This is a genomic window from Actinokineospora sp. PR83 (genome assembly GCF_021056305.1).
Lineage (GTDB): Bacteria > Actinomycetota > Actinomycetes > Mycobacteriales > Pseudonocardiaceae > Actinokineospora > Actinokineospora spheciospongiae.
The window spans coordinates 1-16584 of the sequence record NZ_JAJCXD010000124.1 but is presented as its reverse complement, the minus strand read 5'-3'; the positions used below and the strand labels follow the sequence as shown (position 1 = coordinate 16584).

Annotated in this window: 16 protein-coding genes and 1 tRNA gene; 12 read left to right on the top strand and 5 right to left on the bottom strand. The window is 69.3% G+C overall.

Annotated features, from left to right (window positions below; genetic code table 11):
- Window positions 1-174 precede the first annotated feature (174 nt).
- The 4 genes from L6E12_RS32285 to L6E12_RS32270 all read left to right on the top strand — a co-directional run bounded on the left by L6E12_RS32285 (window position 175) and on the right by L6E12_RS32270 (window position 5504).
- Window positions 175-876 (top strand): creatininase family protein, encoded by a 702-nt coding sequence (locus L6E12_RS32285; RefSeq protein ID WP_236231711.1) that lies wholly within the window; start codon window positions 175-177, stop codon window positions 874-876.
- Between the two features lie 172 nt (window positions 877-1048).
- Window positions 1049-1252, top strand: a complete 204-nt coding sequence (locus L6E12_RS32280) for a hypothetical protein (RefSeq protein WP_236231710.1) — start codon at window positions 1049-1051, stop codon at window positions 1250-1252.
- Between the two features lie 485 nt (window positions 1253-1737).
- The gene (locus L6E12_RS32275) at window positions 1738-3411 is read left to right on the top strand and encodes a DUF3631 domain-containing protein (protein ID WP_236231709.1); all 1674 of its coding nucleotides are present in this window, start codon (window positions 1738-1740) and stop codon (window positions 3409-3411) included.
- Window positions 3412-3749: 338 nt separating this feature from the next.
- Window positions 3750-5504, top strand: coding sequence for a recombinase family protein (locus L6E12_RS32270; RefSeq protein WP_236231708.1), 1755 nt, complete (start codon window positions 3750-3752; stop codon window positions 5502-5504).
- Here L6E12_RS32270 and L6E12_RS32265 read toward each other — a convergent pair.
- Window positions 5483-5569, bottom strand: a tRNA-Leu gene (locus tag L6E12_RS32265). The genes L6E12_RS32270 and L6E12_RS32265 overlap by 22 nt on opposite strands.
- Before the next feature lie 93 nt (window positions 5570-5662).
- Between L6E12_RS32265 and L6E12_RS32260 the strand changes: the two genes are divergently transcribed.
- The 3 genes from L6E12_RS32260 to L6E12_RS32250 all read left to right on the top strand — a co-directional run bounded on the left by L6E12_RS32260 (window position 5663) and on the right by L6E12_RS32250 (window position 8509).
- The gene (locus L6E12_RS32260; protein WP_236231707.1) at window positions 5663-7006 is read left to right on the top strand and encodes a M20/M25/M40 family metallo-hydrolase; all 1344 of its coding nucleotides are present in this window, start codon (window positions 5663-5665) and stop codon (window positions 7004-7006) included.
- Between the two features lies 1 nt (window position 7007).
- Complete coding sequence (locus tag L6E12_RS32255) at window positions 7008-7883, top strand: alpha/beta fold hydrolase (protein ID WP_236231706.1); 876 nt, start codon at window positions 7008-7010, stop codon at window positions 7881-7883.
- 86 nt (window positions 7884-7969) lie between these two features.
- The gene (locus tag L6E12_RS32250; RefSeq protein WP_236231705.1) at window positions 7970-8509 is read left to right on the top strand and encodes a DUF2231 domain-containing protein; all 540 of its coding nucleotides are present in this window, start codon (window positions 7970-7972) and stop codon (window positions 8507-8509) included.
- Between the two features lie 4 nt (window positions 8510-8513).
- On the opposite strand, the gene L6E12_RS32245 is transcribed toward L6E12_RS32250, so the two are convergent.
- Both L6E12_RS32245 and L6E12_RS32240 read right to left on the bottom strand, forming a co-directional pair.
- On the bottom strand, window positions 8514-8690 hold the full coding sequence (locus L6E12_RS32245) for a DUF5703 family protein (protein ID WP_236231712.1): 177 nt from the start codon (window positions 8688-8690) through the stop codon (window positions 8514-8516).
- Window positions 8691-8710: 20 nt separating this feature from the next.
- Window positions 8711-9727 (bottom strand): YncE family protein, encoded by a 1017-nt coding sequence (locus tag L6E12_RS32240; RefSeq protein WP_236231704.1) that lies wholly within the window; start codon window positions 9725-9727, stop codon window positions 8711-8713.
- 188 nt (window positions 9728-9915) lie between these two features.
- Between L6E12_RS32240 and L6E12_RS32235 the strand changes: the two genes are divergently transcribed.
- Window positions 9916-10332: a hypothetical protein gene (locus L6E12_RS32235; protein ID WP_236231703.1), complete on the top strand. Its 417-nt coding sequence runs from the start codon at window positions 9916-9918 to the stop codon at window positions 10330-10332.
- Here L6E12_RS32235 and L6E12_RS32230 read toward each other — a convergent pair.
- A complete protein-coding gene (locus L6E12_RS32230; RefSeq protein ID WP_236231702.1) occupies window positions 10329-11306 on the bottom strand; it encodes an aldo/keto reductase in 978 nt (325 codons plus the stop codon). The two genes, L6E12_RS32235 and L6E12_RS32230, sit on opposite strands and share 4 nt — an antisense overlap.
- A gap of 504 nt (window positions 11307-11810) precedes the next feature.
- Here L6E12_RS32230 and L6E12_RS32225 point away from each other — a divergent pair.
- From L6E12_RS32225 to L6E12_RS32215, 3 genes are read left to right on the top strand one after another with little or no spacing between them, the layout of a single operon-like run.
- A complete protein-coding gene (locus L6E12_RS32225) occupies window positions 11811-12860 on the top strand; it encodes an LLM class F420-dependent oxidoreductase (RefSeq protein WP_236231701.1) in 1050 nt (349 codons plus the stop codon).
- Complete coding sequence (locus L6E12_RS32220) at window positions 12857-13687, top strand: undecaprenyl-diphosphate phosphatase (RefSeq protein ID WP_236231700.1); 831 nt, start codon at window positions 12857-12859, stop codon at window positions 13685-13687. The genes L6E12_RS32225 and L6E12_RS32220 overlap by 4 nt, the downstream gene beginning before the upstream one ends.
- A 23-nt stretch (window positions 13688-13710) precedes the next feature.
- On the top strand, window positions 13711-14406 hold the full coding sequence (locus L6E12_RS32215) for a histidine phosphatase family protein (protein WP_236231699.1): 696 nt from the start codon (window positions 13711-13713) through the stop codon (window positions 14404-14406).
- Window positions 14407-14450: 44 nt separating this feature from the next.
- Here the strand turns inward: L6E12_RS32215 and L6E12_RS32210 are convergent, their stop codons facing one another.
- Window positions 14451-15161, bottom strand: coding sequence for a TetR/AcrR family transcriptional regulator (locus tag L6E12_RS32210; RefSeq protein WP_236231698.1), 711 nt, complete (start codon window positions 15159-15161; stop codon window positions 14451-14453).
- 96 nt (window positions 15162-15257) lie between these two features.
- On the opposite strand from L6E12_RS32210, the gene L6E12_RS32205 reads away from it, so the two are divergent.
- Window positions 15258-16382, top strand: coding sequence for an NAD(P)/FAD-dependent oxidoreductase (locus L6E12_RS32205; RefSeq protein ID WP_236231697.1), 1125 nt, complete (start codon window positions 15258-15260; stop codon window positions 16380-16382).
- The last annotated feature ends 202 nt before the right edge of the window (window positions 16383-16584 follow it).

Here is a 16584-nt window from a genome sequence, read left to right as displayed (position 1 = left end):
AGGTGGCGCGGAATTCGACCGTCATAGCGATGGAAACACGGTCGGCCCGGATTCAGACGCAGCTAGGCCGGGTGTCCGGTGTCCTGGCCACTCAGGGCGCGGTCGAAGAATCGCGGCAGGTTGATCGGCTGGTAGCATCGCTGCGGTTCAATTAGGCGACGGACGAGGTGGGCTATGTTTGCCGGTGCTACGGCGGAAGAGGAAGCGGAACGCGGCGCGTCAGTCGCGGTTCTTCCCGTCGGGAGTTTTGAGCAGCATGGCGGACACCTGCCGTTGGCGACGGATACCCTCATCGCTGAGATCATCTCTCGGCGGGTCGCCGTTGACTACAATTTGTTCTGCCTTCCGCCGATCACCATGTCGTGTTCTCATGAACATGAGGGATTCGCCGGTACGGTCAGTATCAGTGCCTCGACATTGGTGGCGATGATCGCTGATATCCGGGCGTCGCTGACGCGGTCCGGCGTGCACAAGTTGGTCATGGTGAACGGACATGGTGGCAACTATGTGCTGTCCAACATCGCGCAAGAGGCCAACGTTGCTGGAGCGGTGTTGGGCTTGTTTCCTGGTGCTGACGATGTCGGCAGCGCCCGGCAAGCTGCGGGCATGGTGACTACTGCGCACGAGGACATGCATGGCGGGGAGTGGGAGACCTCTATCCTTTTGCATGCGCATCCAGAGGTGGTGCGGCCGGGATACCGTGATGCTGACTTCGAGGCGTCGGACCGGCCGTATCTGCATGCGCTTGGGATGGGTGGCTACACCAAGTCCGGGATTATTGGTCGGCCATCGTCGGCTACTGCGGACAAGGGGCGCTTGGCGTTGGATTCACTGTCTTCGTCTTTCGGTGACTTGTTGAGAGTTCTTGAAGGCTGATACGCGTCGATGCGGGGTGCGCATAGTGGGTATGCGCCTCGGGAGAACCGGCGAGACTTGCCGCGCATAGGAGTCATGCGCGCATTTCATCAAATGGGTACTGGTTGGGCCGTTTACTCGTTTCCATGGGCCGGTGAATCCGCCGGGTCGAAACCGAGAGACGGGATCGATCGTGGAACGTTGGGAAAACCTTCAGGCCAAGCTTTTCCACCTGGGTTACCTGGGTGAGGAGTTGGAGTTCTTCGCCGCTGACCGGCGGCGTGGTGCGTGGCTGTATCGGCAGATCGCTGTGGAGGCGTTCAAGGCCGCCGAACTCGCCGACGCTTACGCACAAGAGTCCTACACCGCTGACAGCTTTCTCGGTGGTGACCGGTGAGGCGGCGGAACACGCGCACACCGGGCCGCTCTCGGGTGGTGGTTCTACGGACTGGGATGCCCTGGTGGCGGCGGATGCTGGGTTGGTTCGCCGGCCGGGTTCGGCGAACCTGGGTGCGGTGGGTCATGTACTGGCCGGGACTGGCGTACCCGGGTATCGCGTGGGGTGCGGTGCTCAGGTGGCACGCGTGGGTCGTGCTGGGGCGGATTGTGCATCGCGGGTGTTCCCGGATCGGGCGGGCAGTCCGGCCGGTGTGGCGGTTGGTCGGGCCATGGTGCCGGGACGCCGGAGCGTGGAGCTTGCATGTGGCGCCTGTGCTGGCGCTGCGGCTGCTCGGGCGCGCTGTGCGGTTGTTGGTTCGATGGTTGGTCCGGCGAGGGGTGCCAGGGGTCGTGCGGCTGTTCGGGCTGGCCCTAGTGGGCGGTGGGTGGTTGGCCGCGTGCCTGGGCAGGTACGTACTCGCTTACCGCGACTATGGCCCGCTGGTGCGGGAGCTGGAGACCGAGGGGATGCGGGCGCACCGCGTGAAGGGCGCGCGGGACGCGTGGCGGCGGACCGCCTATCGGCGGCTCACCGTGGTCAGTCTGCTGTGCTTCGCGCTGGTCGTGGGTGTGTTCGGGCTGGTTCGACGGTATGGGTCGGTGGCCGGGTGGGGTGTAGGTGTCGTGGCCGTCGGTGTGCTGGCTGCTGTCGGACGGGCACGTCGACCCCGTCCCGCACGGGTCGAGGAACCGGTGGTGGGCGCGCCTGGACCGGATGAGCCGTACCCGATCGTGGATGCTCACACCCGGGCGCAAGCGGCGGACTGCGTGGCGCGGGCGGTCGCTGCTGAGGGGATCGAGCTGCGGGCGGTGGAGAGCGCCAAGCGGCAGCCGTGGGGATGGGAAACCGCCGTGGTCTTGCGCCGAGGCACCCCGGCCGCGCTGGTGGGCAAGGTTGCGGAGTTGGAGACGACTCTTGACCTACCTTCCGGCGGGGTGCTGGCCGCCCCGGATCGGGGTCGGCGGGCGCGGGTCGTGCTGCGACTGGCTGAGCGTGACCCGTTCGCCGGGTTGGCGGCGGCGCCGGATCACGCACCGGGGTCGCTGAGCATCCGCGACAGCCATACCGTCGGCGTGCGGATGAGTGGGGAGGATCTGCGGCTCTCCCTGTACGGGGTGCACGGGGTCGTGATCGGCGGGCCGGGTGCGGGCAAGTCGCAGACCATGCGGACGCTTGCGGACGTGGTGTCGGCGTGCGCAGATGCGCAGGTGTGGGACCTCGACCCGGCAGGCAATGGGCTGGAGGTCCTGGGCGGGGGTGTCGCGCGGTCCGAACGGGACTCCCGGAGCATTGAGGAGGCGTTCGCCGAGGCATTGGCGATGGCTCAGGCGCGGCCGAAGCTGTTGTCACGGCTTGGGATGGGTGACGCGTGGGACGCGTCACCGGACCGGCCCGCGGTGGTCGTGTTCTGCGATGAGTACCCGCGACTGTCTGATCGGGCCAAGGGCCTGGCGATCGACCTGATTCGAGTCGGCCGCAAAGCGCGGGTGACGCTCGTGTTGGCAGCAAGTGAGGCCACGTCCGACGCGCTTGGGGCAGCGGTGGCAGAGATAGCCGCATTGAAGATCATGCACGCCTGCCGACACGGAGACGTGCGCCTGGTGCTCGGGGCGAACATGATCGCCGAGGGGTGGCGACCGGATCGACTCAACCCCGCCACCGGAGAAGCACCAGAGGACGCGGGGGTTTGCTACGTCCACGCGGCCGGGTCTCGTGATCCGGTACTGAACAAGATCCGGACCGTGTCCGGTGACCGGGCCAGGCTCAACGGTTCGCACCGGGCCGCGCGGGGACTACCGCGTGTCGACGCTGAGACTCGGGCAGCGGCGATGGTCGGTTCAGTCGAACCGGCGGTGGTCGATTCGGTGGACCGGGCTGTGGTGGGTGATGTGCTGGCCGCGTTCGGTACCGATGATCGGCTCTGGACTGAGACGCTGCTGTCGAGGCTCGCGGCGGTCGATGACCGGTACGCGGGGTGGTCGGCGGATGAGTTGGCTGGGGTGCTCGCACCGTTCGCGGTACGGCCGGTGCAGGTCAAGATCGACCGGCGCAACCGCAACGGATACCGGAGAGACGCCCTCACGGCGGCGTGGGACACCTACCGGGAGGTGTCATGACAGCGCCTACCGGCCTCTACCCGGTAGAGGCCGGTAGGACTACCGGCAGACCCGCGAAAACACCTGCTGACCTGGGCGGTAGGCAGGTAGACGGCTCACCGCGGGCACTGCGTCGAAAGCGGACCATTGCCCACGGAGACGGTGTTCGGCGGTGGTGCGGTCACTACTGGCGCCTACCCCCGGTCGGGGGTGCTTGGTGATGCCCGCGTACCGCACTGCGGACAGGTTGACGGTGCATCTACCGAGTGAACCTCCGGTGCTGACTCCGGCCGCTGCCCGCATTCTGCTTGCCATTCTCGCTGAATTGACCACCATGGAGACCTTGGAAAGGGGGACCGATGACCACCGAGATGGAACCGAGTCCGTGGGCGACGTTGGATGAGCTGTGGGGGCTGGAAGTGGCTCCGGAAGCCGTCGACGGTCGCGGCTGGAACGTCGCCTTCTACGGGCGCTGCTCGACCGAGGACAACCAGGACCCGGAGACCTCCTACGGTTGGCAGATCGGCAACGCTCGCAAGTTTGTCGAGCCCTACGGCGGTGTGATCACCGATGAGTTCTTCGACGTCGGCGACTCCCGGGCCGTGTCCTGGGACCGGCGAGCGCAGTCCGCGAAGCTGCTGGCGGCGTTGAAGGACCCGGGGCGCCGGTGGAACGCGCTGGTGGTCGGCGAGGGCACGCGGTGTTGGTTCGGGAACCAGTTCTCCCTGGTCGCGCCCCGTTTGGAGGCGTACGGGGTCGAGGTGTGGGTGCCGGAGCTGGGTGGCAAGTTCGAGGCGCGGAACCCGCTGCACAAGATGCTCATGAGCATGCTCGGCGGGATGAGCGAGTCCGAACGCCAACACGTGCAGGCCCGGGTCCGCGCGGCCATGGACGCGCAGGTGGTCAACGAGGGGCGCCACCAGGGCGGCCGGGCACCATTCGGGTATGTGACCGTCAATGGTGGGCCACACCCCAACCCGCGAAAAGCAGTCGAGGGATACCACCTGCGGGTGCTGGCGATTGACGAACCGGCCGCAGCGGTCGTTCGACGTATTTACGCAGAATATCTGGAGGGTGTCGGCGATCGTGTGATCGCGGCCGGATTGAACCGGGATGGAATTCCGTGTCCGTCGGCGTGGCGACCGGAACAGAACAAACACCGTCTGGCCGATGGGTGGCAGGGAAGTACGGTCCGGGCCATTCTGGACAACCCGCGCTACACCGGGTTCGCGGTGTTCGGTCGGTCGACCAAACAGGAAGTGCTGGTCAATCCCGATGACGTCGGTGCTGGGCACGTCACCCGGTTCCGGAGGGCGCAGCCCGATCGGATCGTGCGGTCGCGGACGCAGGCGCATCCGGCGATCGTGTCGGTGGAGATGTTCACCCAAGCCCAACTGGTCCGGGCCTCTCGTGCGGCCGGTGGCATGGCCGGGATCGCCAAACTCGACCGACAACGCAAGTCCACGGGTCGGCAGTACTTGTTCCGTGGGCGGATCAGGTGCGCTGTTTGCACTCGGAAGATGCAAGGCGGGGCGATCCGGGACGGGCACTACTACCGGTGTATCGCCCGCACCCTGGCGCCGGGGTCACCTGCGCTTGCTGAGCATCCCAAGACGGTGAACCTCCGCGAAGACGGTCTGGCCTTGGCCGTCAACCACTGGATCGGGACGGCGTTCAACCGGGACAACCGTGACACCACCGTCGCGGCCCTGCTGGGCGGGCAGGACACCGCCGAACCCGCCGATCTGGTCTCCACCCGTGAACGGTTGGCAACCGCAGAGAAGGAGCTGCAACGCTTCCAGCAGGCCATAGCGCAGGGCGTGGACCCCACAGCGTTGGTCGAGGCGATCAACGACGCCGAGGCGCGCAGACGGCTCGCACGGGCAGAGATCGACAACACCCCGCGCACCACCGGACTCGACCGGGCAGAGGTCTACGCCATGGTCGACGCGATCGGAGACCTCGCGGCCGGACTCGACACCGCACGGCCGGACCGGCTGGCACGGCTCTACGAGGAACTACGGCTTGACCTGCGGTATGACCACGCAAAAAAGGCCGTCGAAGTGACGGCCTCTCCGCGTGTGGTTAACGATGGTGTCCGAGGGGGGACTTGAACCCCCACGCCCGTTAAGGGCACTAGCACCTCAAGCTAGCGCGTCTGCCATTCCGCCACCCGGACTTGCGAGGTCAAGGCCTCGCCGGTGTGGTCACAGAGTATCCGACACGCCGGTGGGGGCTCAAACCGGGGCGGGTGGGGTGATAGGAAGGCGGGGTGCATGAGCAGAGGGACGCAGTCGTGGGTCAGGGCACCAGTGTCGCCGAGGAGGAGGCGGTGGTGTTCACCAGTGAGTTGATTCGGATCGACACGACCAACACCGGGGATCCGGAGACCTTGGTGGGGGAGCGGGTGGCGGCGGAGTACGTCGCCGAGAAGCTTGGGGAGGTGGGGTTTGAGACCACCTATGTGGAGTCGGGGGCGAAGGGGCGGGGGAACGTCTTCGCGCGGTTGGAGGGGCGGGATTCGTCTCGGGGGGCCTTGTTGGTGCACGGGCACTTGGACGTGGTGCCCGCCGATGCCTCCGAGTGGTCTGTGCACCCGTTCTCCGGGGCGGTGCAGGACGGGTACGTGTGGGGGCGCGGGGCCGTCGACATGAAGGACATGGTGGCCATGACCTTGGCCACCGCCCGGCGGATGAAGCGGGACAACATCGTCCCGGAGCGGGACATCATCTTCGCCTTCGTCGCCGACGAGGAGGCGGGGAGTGACTACGGGGCCACGTGGTTGGTGCAGAACCGGCCCGACTTGTTCGAGGGTGCCACCGAGGCGATCAGCGAGGTCGGGGGGTTCTCGATCACCGTCAAGGACGGCGTGCGGGCCTACCTGATCGAGACCGCCGAGAAGGGCCTCGCCTGGATGAAGTTGCGGGTGCGGGGGCGGGCCGGGCACGGGTCGATGGTGCACGAGGACAACGCCGTCACCAAGTTGACCCAGGCCGTGGCCCGGTTGGGCACGCACAGGTTCCCGCTGGTGTTGACCGACTCGGTGCGGGACTTCCTCGCGGCCATGACCGACCTGACCGGGATGGAGTTCGACGAGGAGGACCTCGACGGCGCCGTGGCCAAGCTGGGGACCGTGGCCCGGATGGTGGGGGCGACGATCCGCGACACCGCGAACCCCACCATGCTCACCGCCGGGTACAAGGCCAACGTGATCCCCTCCGTGGCCGAGGCCATCGTGGACTGCCGGGTGCTGCCGGGGCGCCAGGAGGCCTTCGAGCGCGAGTTGGACGAGATCCTCGGGCCCGACGTGGAGCGCGAGTGGCTGATCTCCTCGCCCGGGATCGAGACCACGTTCGACGGGGCCCTCGTCGACCACATGACCGCCTCCATCACCGCCGAGGACCCGGGCGCCAGGGCGATCCCCTACATGCTCTCCGGGGGCACCGACGCCAAGTCCTTCAGCACGCTGGGCATGCGGTGCTTCGGGTTCGCCCCGCTGCGGCTGCCCGCCGACCTGGACTTCTCCGCGCTGTTCCACGGCGTCGACGAGCGGGTGCCGGTCGACGCGCTGAAGTTCGGGACGCGGGTGCTCGACCGGTTCCTCCGCAACTGCTGACGTGCGGACCACCGGTCGCTTCGTGCTGGGGGACGGGGCCGAACTGGCCCTCACCCGGGCGGGGGATCCCGAGGCCGGTGTCACCGTCGTGCTGGCGCACAGCTTCGCGCTGGACCGGCGGGTGTGGCACCGGCTCGTGGACGCCCTGCCGGAGGCCGCGGAGCGGCCGGTGTCCGTGCTGGCCTACGACCACCGCGGGCACGGGGAGTCCTCGGCCGCCACCCTGACGACCGCGCTGGTGGAGCGGCTCGCCGACGACCTGGTCGAGTTGGTGGACGGGCTGGTGCCCCGCGGCCACGTGGTGCTGGTCGGGCACGGAGTGGGCGGGCAGGTGCTGACCTCGGCCACCGCTCGGCACCGGGACCTGCTGGCCGACCGGCTCGCGGGCATGGCCTTCCTCTCCACCGGGGTCGGCTGGCTGGCGGAGACCTCCGTCGCCTGGCCGGGGTCGTTGGGGGCGGTGCTGCGGGACCTGCGGGCGATCCTGGGGGAGCGGATCGGCAGCCGGTTGGACAAGGCCACGACCGTCGGGCTGCGCTGGGTGCTGCTGGGGGAGAACCCCGACCCCGACGACGTCCGGCTGGTCGCGGACATGGTCACCGCGCACTGGCCGGACACCGCCGCCCTGTTCCGACCGGGGTTGGACCGGTTCGGGCGGGAGGCCGCGCTGGAGGTTGCCGCCGACGTGCCGGTGCTGGCGATGGTGGGGGACCGGGACCGGTTGGTGCCCGCCGCGCACGCCGAGGCGCTGGCCGGGGCCGCGCGGGACGGGATGGCGGTGGTGCTGCCGGGTGTGGGGCACATGCTGCCGCTGGAGGCCGTCGCGCAGTTGCTGCCGCGGTTGGTGGGGCTCGCCCAGGCCGCCTTGCGGCGGTGAGTGCGCCGATTTCCGGCTCGTGGTGAACCGGGTTCGGCGGTGCGGCGTACACCTCGACGAGGTTTCCTTGTCACGGAGGTACGCACATGCCCGATTTCGTCAACGGTCTGCCGCTGCACGCCCTGGTGGTGCACGGGGTCGTCGTGCTCGTGCCGCTGGCCGTGCTCGGCGCCGTCGTCATCGCCCTGTGGCCCGCGGCCCGGCAGCGCCACGGGTGGTTGGTCGTGGCGGTCGCGGCGGTGGGCACGGCGATGGTCCCGGTCGCCGCGGGCAGCGGGGAGGGGCTGGAGCGCAAGCTGCCGGAGAACCCGTTGATCGAGGAGCACGCCGAACTCGGCGGCACGCTGATCTTCTTCGTGCTGCCGCTGTTCCTGTCCGTCCTCGCGCTGATGGTCGTCCACACCGTCGCCGCCAAGGCGACCGCACCGTCCACCCCGGCTCCCGGCGCCCCCGGCGACACGGTCACCGCGACGCGGACCGCTCCCGCGTGGACGAAGGTCGCGCTGGTGGTCACCGCGCTGCTCAGCATCGGCTTCGGCGTGGCCGCGGGCGTGCAGGTCTACCGCGTCGGCGACGCGGGCTCCAAGGCGGTGTGGGAAGGCGTCGAGGACCAGCCCTCGCGCTGAGGCGTCAGGTGATGATGCCGGGCAGCGGCAGGTTGCGGCGCTTGCGCCGCAGCACCACCTTGCGGGTGCCGTCGCTGTAGAGGCGGACGTTCGACAGCTCCCACCCCGCGAACTCCGCGTGGATGGACAGCTGGGTGGCCGCGGTCAGCCGGGACACCCCCGGCGGCAACCGCAGCGGCATGTACTCCCAGTCCTCGTCGGTCACGGCTGCACCACCTGCACCCCTCCTCCCGTGCCGGAGGCCACGACGACCCGACCGCTCACCGGGTCGACCGCCACCGAGTCCGGCTGGACCACGGTCGGGAAGCGGTGGCGCTCCACGGGCTCCTCGCCCGCCACCGCGAACCCGACCACCTCGTTCGTCTCCGTCAGTGTCACCCACACCAGGTCCCGCTCGCGGTCGTAGGCGATGCCGTACGGCGAGCCGGGGACCGGGAAGCGCTGCCGCATCAGCAGCGGGTCCACCGAGAACGCCAGCAGCGCGCCGCCGCGGGTGTCGGCGACCAGGACGCGGTCGAACCGGTCGACGACCCCGTTCGTCGCCCCCTGGCCCGCGCGCAGGCCCTCGCCGACGGTGCCCTGGGTGACGTCGAGCTGGAACACGGCGTTGCGCAGGCGGTCGAGCACCACGGCCCGGTCGCCGACGCCGTAGACCTGGTCGGCGCTGAGCAGGCCGCCGCTGATCACCCGCTGGACCTGGTCGCCGCGCAGGACCGCGACGCCCTTGCCGCCGCGGACGGCCACGAGGGTGTCCGACCGGTAGCCGGTGGCGGCGACCGGGTCGCCGTCCACGGTCGTCGGGGTCGCGGTCGCCGACGCCAGGTCGACCCGGACCACCGCGTTCTGCTCACCCGTCGAAGCCAGCACCGGGCCGCCGGGAGCGGCCACGGCCAGCGCGGTCGCGGGGCCGGGCAGCGCCACCGAGCGGGGGGCGGCTCCGAGCTTGTCCAGGTCGTAGAGCTGCACCGACGGGGGAGTGGACACCGCGACGGCCAGCGTGCGGGTGCGCTCGTCGGTGGCCACGGCGGTCACCGGGGCCGCGAGCGGCAGCACGGTGCCCGCGGGGACCTTGGTCTGCGCGGGGGAGCGGGCGGCGGTCGCGGCCACCGGGTTCGACGAGAGCATCAGCTCGTCGGTGGGTTGGGCGTCGGAGGAGCACCCCGCGAGCAGGCTCGCCCCCGTGCTGACGACCAGGGCGATGACGACCAGGGGGCGCAACTTCGGACCTCCGCGCAGAAGTTCGTGAACGTTCCCCCCAGCATCCCGCACGGCGCGCGAGCGGGCCACGACACCCCGCACCGCGTATCTCACAGCCCGGCGCTGACCCGATCGGGGGACTTTGAGACCAAGTTGTAACAATGCGGTGCGGTCCGCCGACTGAGCAGGCACGACCGCAGGAGGCAGCCATGGCAATCGATCCGGCGAACCTGCCCATCTTCGGGGACCCGAGCCCCACCGACCCGCCCGCCCCCGTGCGCGCTGCCTGCGGGCTGCTCGTCACCGAGGCCGGTGTCAGCGCCGCCCAGATGACGTACCTGTCCACCGCGGGCGACCACGACCTCACGATCTTCTTCGTGCCGCTCGCGCTGACCGTGTGGTTCGCGCTGAGCCTGCGCGCTGGGCGGGCGTGGGCGCGTTCCGCCGCTCTCATGGCCGCCTGCATCACCCTCGTCCCCGGGGCTGCGCTGTTCTCCGGACCCGGGGAGCTTGGCGTGCTCCTGGTCGCGGTGGCGTTGCTCCTCGCCGCGGCCAGGCTGGTGTACCGGGCCGACGTGCGCGAGTACTTCGAGCCGGAGGACTGCCCGGAGCAGGAGTGGGTCTAGCCCCGGCGGCGTTCCGGGTACCCGACCTCCAGCTTGCTGACGTCGTCGAGGGCGGCCCGGATCGCGGTCGGCAGGACCAGGTCCTCGGAGCTGAGCGAGCTCTGCAACTGCGTGGCGTCGCGGGCGCCGACGACGGGGGCAACCACGCCGGGGCGGTCGCGGACCCAGGCCAGGGCGACCGCCAGCGGCGACTTGGCCAGCCCGTCCGCGGCCGTCATCAGCGCCTGCACGATCCGGGCGGCGCGCTCGGTGCGGTGGTGGTCGACGTACGGGGCGAACGCGGTGCGGGCGCCGCGCGAGTCCGGCGGGGTGCTGGTGCGGTACTTGCCGGTCAGCACGCCGCGGCCGAGCGGGGCCCAGGGCAGGATGCCGATGCCGTGGTGCTCGGCGGCCGGGACGACCTCGCGCTCGACCCCGCGCTCCAGCAGCGAGTACTCGACCTGGGTGGACACCAGCGGCGCCGCCCCGGCGACGCAGGACTGCCTGGTCGCGGCGGTGGCGGTCTGCCAGCCGGAGTAGTTGGAGATGCCCGCGTAGCGCACCTTGCCGCTGCGGACCGCGGCGTCGACCGCGGACAGGGTCTCCTCCAGCGGCACGGAGTCGTCCCAGGCGTGCAGGTGCCAGAGGTCCACGTGGTCGGTGTCGAGCCGGATGAGGGAGCCCTCCAGCGCGGCGAGCAGGGCGCCGCGGGAGGCGCCGCCGCCGAACGGGCCGCCGTGCCTGCGGGCGACGGCCTTGGTGGCGAGGACGACGTGGTCGCGGGGGACCACGTCGTCGAGCAACTCGCCGAGCAGGCGCTCGCTCTCGCCGTCGGAGTGGACGTCGGCGGTGTCGACGAGCGTGCCGCCCGCCTCCACGAAGGCGGTCAACTGCGCCGCGGCGTTGTCCGCGTCGGTGTCCCCGCCCCAGGTCATCGTGCCCAGGGCGAGCCGGGACACGCGCAGCCCGCTGCGCCCGAGGTGTCGTTGCTCCACGGCACGGAAGCCTAGGGCGGGAGCCTGCCCGCGCCACTCTGCGTGCCTCCATCACCTATCGGCCCTGGTGGGAGAGGTGACGCTTCCGTGGTTTATTTATTCGCTATTTAGTATCAAGGTCACCAATAGCGCCCCTCCGGAGACAACTACAGCCGAAAACCGGGCATCGAGGAGTTCGGCACTGGTCGTGGCGGGGGAGAGGGGCGGCTCGGGGCCTTCGCCCGGGTGTCGGTCGGGGCGGTGGTGAGGCCGCTTCAGGTGGGAGGCGCTTGATGCCACCGGCGCCGAGGCCGGGTCGGCGGTGTGGTCGCTGGGGCGTTTCGGGGTTTTGCCGATCGTGCGTTCCGCAAGACAGGGACCTGATCGAGTTAACTATAAGCTATTCACTATCAAGATAATTAACAGTTAGCAACCAAGGAAGGTGGCAGCAAGGCGGAAGGAAGAAAACAAACCAGCAAGGAGCGCGGTGGTGGAAGTCGGCTACCGGTGGGTAATGTCTGGGGGGTGCGACTGGGACTGAACATGGGCTACTGGGGCGCCGGGAACGACGCCGCGAACCTCGAGCTGGCCAAGGAGGCGGACCGGCTGGGGTACTCCGTGGCCTGGGTCGCCGAGGCCTACGGGTCGGATGCGCCGTCGGTGCTGTCGTGGGTGGCGGCGCAGACGACGCAGATCGATGTGGGCAGCGCGATCCTGCAGATCCCGGCGCGGCGGCCGACGATGGCGGCGATGACGGCGGCGACGCTGGACACGCTCTCGGGTGGGCGGTTCCGGCTGGGGCTGGGGGTGTCCGGGCCGCAGGTGTCCGAGGGCTGGTACGGGGTGAAGTTCGACAAGCCGCTGGGGCGGACCCGCGAGTACGTGGAGATCGTGCGGTCGGCGTTGCGGCGGGAGCGGGTGGACTTCCAGGGCGAGCACTTCGTGCAGCCGTTGCCGGGTGGTCCGGGCAAGCCGTTGAAGTTGACCGTGCACCCGGTGCGCGAGCAGATCCCGATCTACCTGGCGTCGATCGGGCCGAAGAACCTGGAGTTGACCGGGGAGATCGCCGACGGGTGGTTGGCGATCTTCTACTCGCCGGAGCACGGGCGGGAGTCGCTGGAGCTGATCGCCAAGGGGCGGGCGAAGGTGGGCAAGTCGCTGGAGGGGTTCGACGTGGTGCCGACGGTTCCGCTGGTGGTGGGGGACGACTGGCGGGAGGCGGCGGACCTGGTGCGGCCGTACGCGGCGCTGTACGTGGGTGGCATGGGCAGTCGGGAGCAGAACTTCTACAACAACCTGGCGTGCCGGATGGGGTTCGAGGCGGAGGCCGCGGAGGTGCAGGACCTGTACTTGGCGCGGGACTACGCGGGGGCGGCGGCGAAGGTGCCGTTGGGGTTCCTGGACGCGACGGCGCTGCTGGGGCCGAAGGAGCGGGTGGCGGAGAAGATGCAGGCCCTGGCCGAGTCGGGGGTCACCACGTTGACGGTTTCGCCGATCCTGCAAGATCTGGAGCGAAGCAAGGCGGCCCTGCGGGTCGCCGTGGAAGCTCTGGATCTCGCGGGAGTCGGTAGTTGACCTGGTTTCAAGCTCTTGTGCTCGGTGTTGTTCAGGGTCTGACCGAGTTCTTGCCGGTGTCGTCGTCGGCGCACATCCGGATCGTGTCGGAGTTGTGGTTCGGTGCTGATGCGGGTGCGTCGTTCACGGCGGTGATCCAGCTCGGTACGGAGTTGGCGGTGGTGATCTACTTCGCCAGGGACATCGGGCGGTTGATCGGGGCGTGGTTCCGGGGTTTGTTCAGCGCTGAGGCGCGGCGGACCCCGGAGTACCGGATGGCGTGGTACGTGATCATCGGGTCGGTTCCGATCAGTGTGCTGGGTGTGTTGTTCCAGGACCAGATCAAGTCGGGGCTGCGGAACCTGTGGATCACGGCGATCGTGTTGATGGTGTTCGCGGTGTTCTTGGCGGTGGCGGATGAGACGGCGAAGCAGGCTCGGGATACGTTGACGTTGCGGGACACGGTGTCGATGGGGTTCGCGCAGGCGTTGGCGTTGATCCCGGGGGTGTCGCGGTCGGGTGGGACGTTGACGGCGGGGTTGTTGGTGGGGTTGAAGCGGGAGGCGTCGACTCGGTATTCGTTCCTGTTGGCGATCCCGGCGGTGTTCGGGGCGGGGTTGTTCTCGATCCCGGACATCGTGAACGCGGATGGTTCGGGGCCGTTCGAGGCGTCGGTGGCGCAGACGGTGGTGGCGACGGTGGTGTCGTTCGTGGTGGGGTACGCGTGTGTGGCGTGGTTGTTGAAGTACGTGGCGAAGCACAGTTTCATGGTGTTCGTGTGGTATCGGATCGTGTTGGGTGCGGTGTTGTGCGGGTTGTTGGCGACGGGGGTCGTGAGTCCGACGTGAGGGGTGGCCTTTAGGCTCGGGGGGTGGCCACTGTTGTTCTGCTCCGTCATGCCCGGTCGACTGCGAACAATTCCGGTGTGCTCGCCGGTCGCAGTGAGGGTGTTCACCTGGATGAGTCCGGTCGGCGGCAGGCGGCTGCTGTGGTGGAGCGGTTGGCTGAGGTGCCGTTGCGGGGGATCGTGGTGTCGCCGTTGTTGCGGTGTGGGCAGACGGTGGAGCCGTTGGCGTCGGCTCGGGGGTTGACTCCGGTGGTGGAGGGGGATCTGGCTGAGGTGGATTACGGGTCGTGGACGGGGCGGGCGATCAAGGACCTGTTGGGGGAGCCGTTGTGGAAGGTGGTGCAGCAGCACCCGTCGGCGGCGGTGTTTCCCGGGGGTGAGGGGTTGGCGGGGGTGCAGGCGCGGGCGGTGGCTGCGGTGCGGGCGCACGATGCGCGGATCGCGGCTGAGTTCGGTGATCGGGCGGTGTGGTTGTTGTGCAGCCATGGGGATGTGATCAAGGCGTTGTTGGCGGATGCGTTGGGGCAGCATTTGGATTCGTTTCAGCGGATCGTGGTGGATCCGGCGTCGGTGTCGGTGGTGCGGTATACGGAGACGCGGCCGTTCGTGTTGCGGATGAATGATTCGGGTCGGGAGTTGGGTGGGGTGGTGCCGCCGGAGCCGGAGGTGGGGGATGCGCCTGCGGGTGAGGCTGTGGTGGGTGGGACGACGGGGCGGTAGTTCGCCGGGGAGTTGCTCGGCGGCCTGGTGGTGGGGTTTTGGGGTTATCCGGTGGGTGGGTGGAGTGTGGTGATGCCGGTGAGGATGAGGGTGATGCCTGCGAGGAATTCGGTTTGGTCGTCGTGGTGGCGTAGTTGGTCGGCGATGGCGCGGGTGAAGGGGTAGGTGTCGGGGTCGAGTTGTTGCCAGGCGGTGGAGGTGGTGTCGAGGAATTCGGTGCGGGTGGTGTGGGGTGTGCGGGTGCGGGCGTGGGTGGCGTTGGTGGCGTTCTGGCCTGCGGCGCCGAGGATGTAGTGGACGAGTGCTGAGGTTGCGGTGAACCAGGTGTTCTGGGGGATGCCGAGTGCTTGGACCTGTTGGCCGATGCTTTCGTAGATGCGTGGTGTGACTGGTTGTGCGGGGTTGCGGGAGAGTTGGGTGGCCAGTTGGGTGGCGAGCCAGGGGTGGTGGTCGATGGCGTGGTAGAGGCTGAGTGCGGTGGTGTGGATGTGGTCGTGGGGTGTGGTCGGGGTGTGGGTGGGGTGGGTGGTGAGGGCGGTGGTGATGACGGTGTCGGTGGCGGCGTCGAGGAGTTCGGTCTTGTTGGCGACGTGCCAGTAGATGGCTCCGGGTCCGGTGTTGAGGCGTTGGGTGAGTGCTCGGAAGGTGAGTCCGCTTTCGCCTGCGGTGTCGAGGAGTTCGACGGCGGTGTCGATGATGCGTTCGCGGGTGAGTGCTTCGGTGCGTCGTGGTGTTCGGTGGGGCCGTGGTGGCATGGGGGTCATCTTGACATGTTTGGAACATCGTTCCACGATGGGTTCTGGAACAGCATTCCAGACGAGCCTGCCCGGCCTCGACCCCAGGGAGCGACCATGGACACCCACGTCACGATCATCGGCGCCGGACTCGGCGGCCTGACCCTCGCCCGCGTCCTGCACGTGCACGGATTACCGGTCACGGTCTACGAGGCGGAGGCTTCGCCGACGGCGCGGGGGCAGGGCGGGATGCTCGACATCCACGACGACACCGGTCAACCGGCGCTGAGGGTGGCGGGCCTGTTCGAGCGGTTCCGCGAGTTGGTCGTGCCCGGGGGTGAGGCCACCCGGGTCCTGGACCGGGACGGGGCGGTCCTGTTCGACGAGCCCGACGACGGCACGGGTGGGCGCCCGGAGGTGCAGCGCGGTGAGCTGCGGGGGATGCTGCTCGACTCGCTGCCCGAGGGCACCGTGCGGTGGGGGCACAAGGTCAGCGGTGTGCGCTCCCTGGGTGGGGGTCGGCACGAGGTGGTCTTCGCCGGGGGCGGGGCCGTGGTGGCGGATCTGCTGGTCGGTGCGGACGGCGCGTGGTCGCGGGTGCGGCCGTTGCTGTCGGGGGCGGTGCCGGAGTACGTCGGCACGTCGTTCGTGGAGACGTACCTGTTCGACGGGGACACCCGGCACCCGGCCACGGCGAAGGCGGTGGGTGGTGGGGCGTTGTTCGCGGTCGCGCCGGGGAAGGGGATCCAGGCGCACCGGGAGAGCGGGGGGACCCTGCACACCTACGTGGCGTTGCGCAGGCCGTTGGAGTGGTTCGCCGCTGTGGACTTCGCCGATCCCGCTGCGGTGGTCGCGCGGGTCGCGGGGGAGTTCGACGGGTGGGCGCCGGAGTTGACGGCGTTGATCACCGAGGGGGACACCCCGCCGGTGCTGCGGCCCCTGCACGTGCTGCCGGATGGGCACCGGTGGGAGCGGGTGCCGGGGGTGACGTTGGTCGGTGACGCCGGGCACGTGATGATCCCGTCCGGTGAGGGCGCGAACCTGGCCATGCTCGACGGTGCCGAGTTGGGTGCGGCCCTTGCCGCGCACCCCGGTGACGTGGAGGCCGCGCTGGCCGACTACGAGCGGTCGCTGTTCCCGCGCAGTGCCGCGGCCGCTGTGGATGCCGGGCGCATCCACGACCTGTGCTTCGGTGCCGAGGCGCCCCGCGGTCTGATCGCCATGTTCACCGGGCAGGGGTAGCCCGGGGTCGGCTCGTCCCCTGGTCCGCGCCCGGCGTGGGGTCATGGGGCGAGGAGTTGGACCTGGGTGAGGGTGGGGGTGCCGTGGAAGGTGAGGCGGTGGTGGGTGTGGTGGGCGGGGGTGGTGATGGCGAAGGGTCGGGTCTGGTGGGGCCAGGGGAAGGTCTGGTCGGTGCGGTGGTCGAGGGTGGTCCAGGTGGTGC

Bases quoted from the DNA above. Each gene is read 5' to 3' on its own strand.
- L6E12_RS32285 (WP_236231711.1), top strand. From the start codon at position 175: ATGTTTGCCGGTGCTACGGCGGAAGAGGAAGCGGAACGCGGCGCGTCA.
- L6E12_RS32270 (WP_236231708.1), top strand. From the start codon at position 3,750: ATGACCACCGAGATGGAACCGAGTCCGTGGGCGACGTTGGATGAGCTG.
- L6E12_RS32250 (WP_236231705.1), top strand. From the start codon at position 7,970: ATGCCCGATTTCGTCAACGGTCTGCCGCTGCACGCCCTGGTGGTGCAC.
- L6E12_RS32245 (WP_236231712.1), bottom strand. From the start codon at position 8,690: ATGCCGCTGCGGTTGCCGCCGGGGGTGTCCCGGCTGACCGCGGCCACC.
- L6E12_RS32235 (WP_236231703.1), top strand. From the start codon at position 9,916: ATGGCAATCGATCCGGCGAACCTGCCCATCTTCGGGGACCCGAGCCCC.
- L6E12_RS32210 (WP_236231698.1), bottom strand. From the start codon at position 15,161: ATGCCACCACGGCCCCACCGAACACCACGACGCACCGAAGCACTCACC.
- L6E12_RS32205 (WP_236231697.1), top strand. From the start codon at position 15,258: ATGGACACCCACGTCACGATCATCGGCGCCGGACTCGGCGGCCTGACC.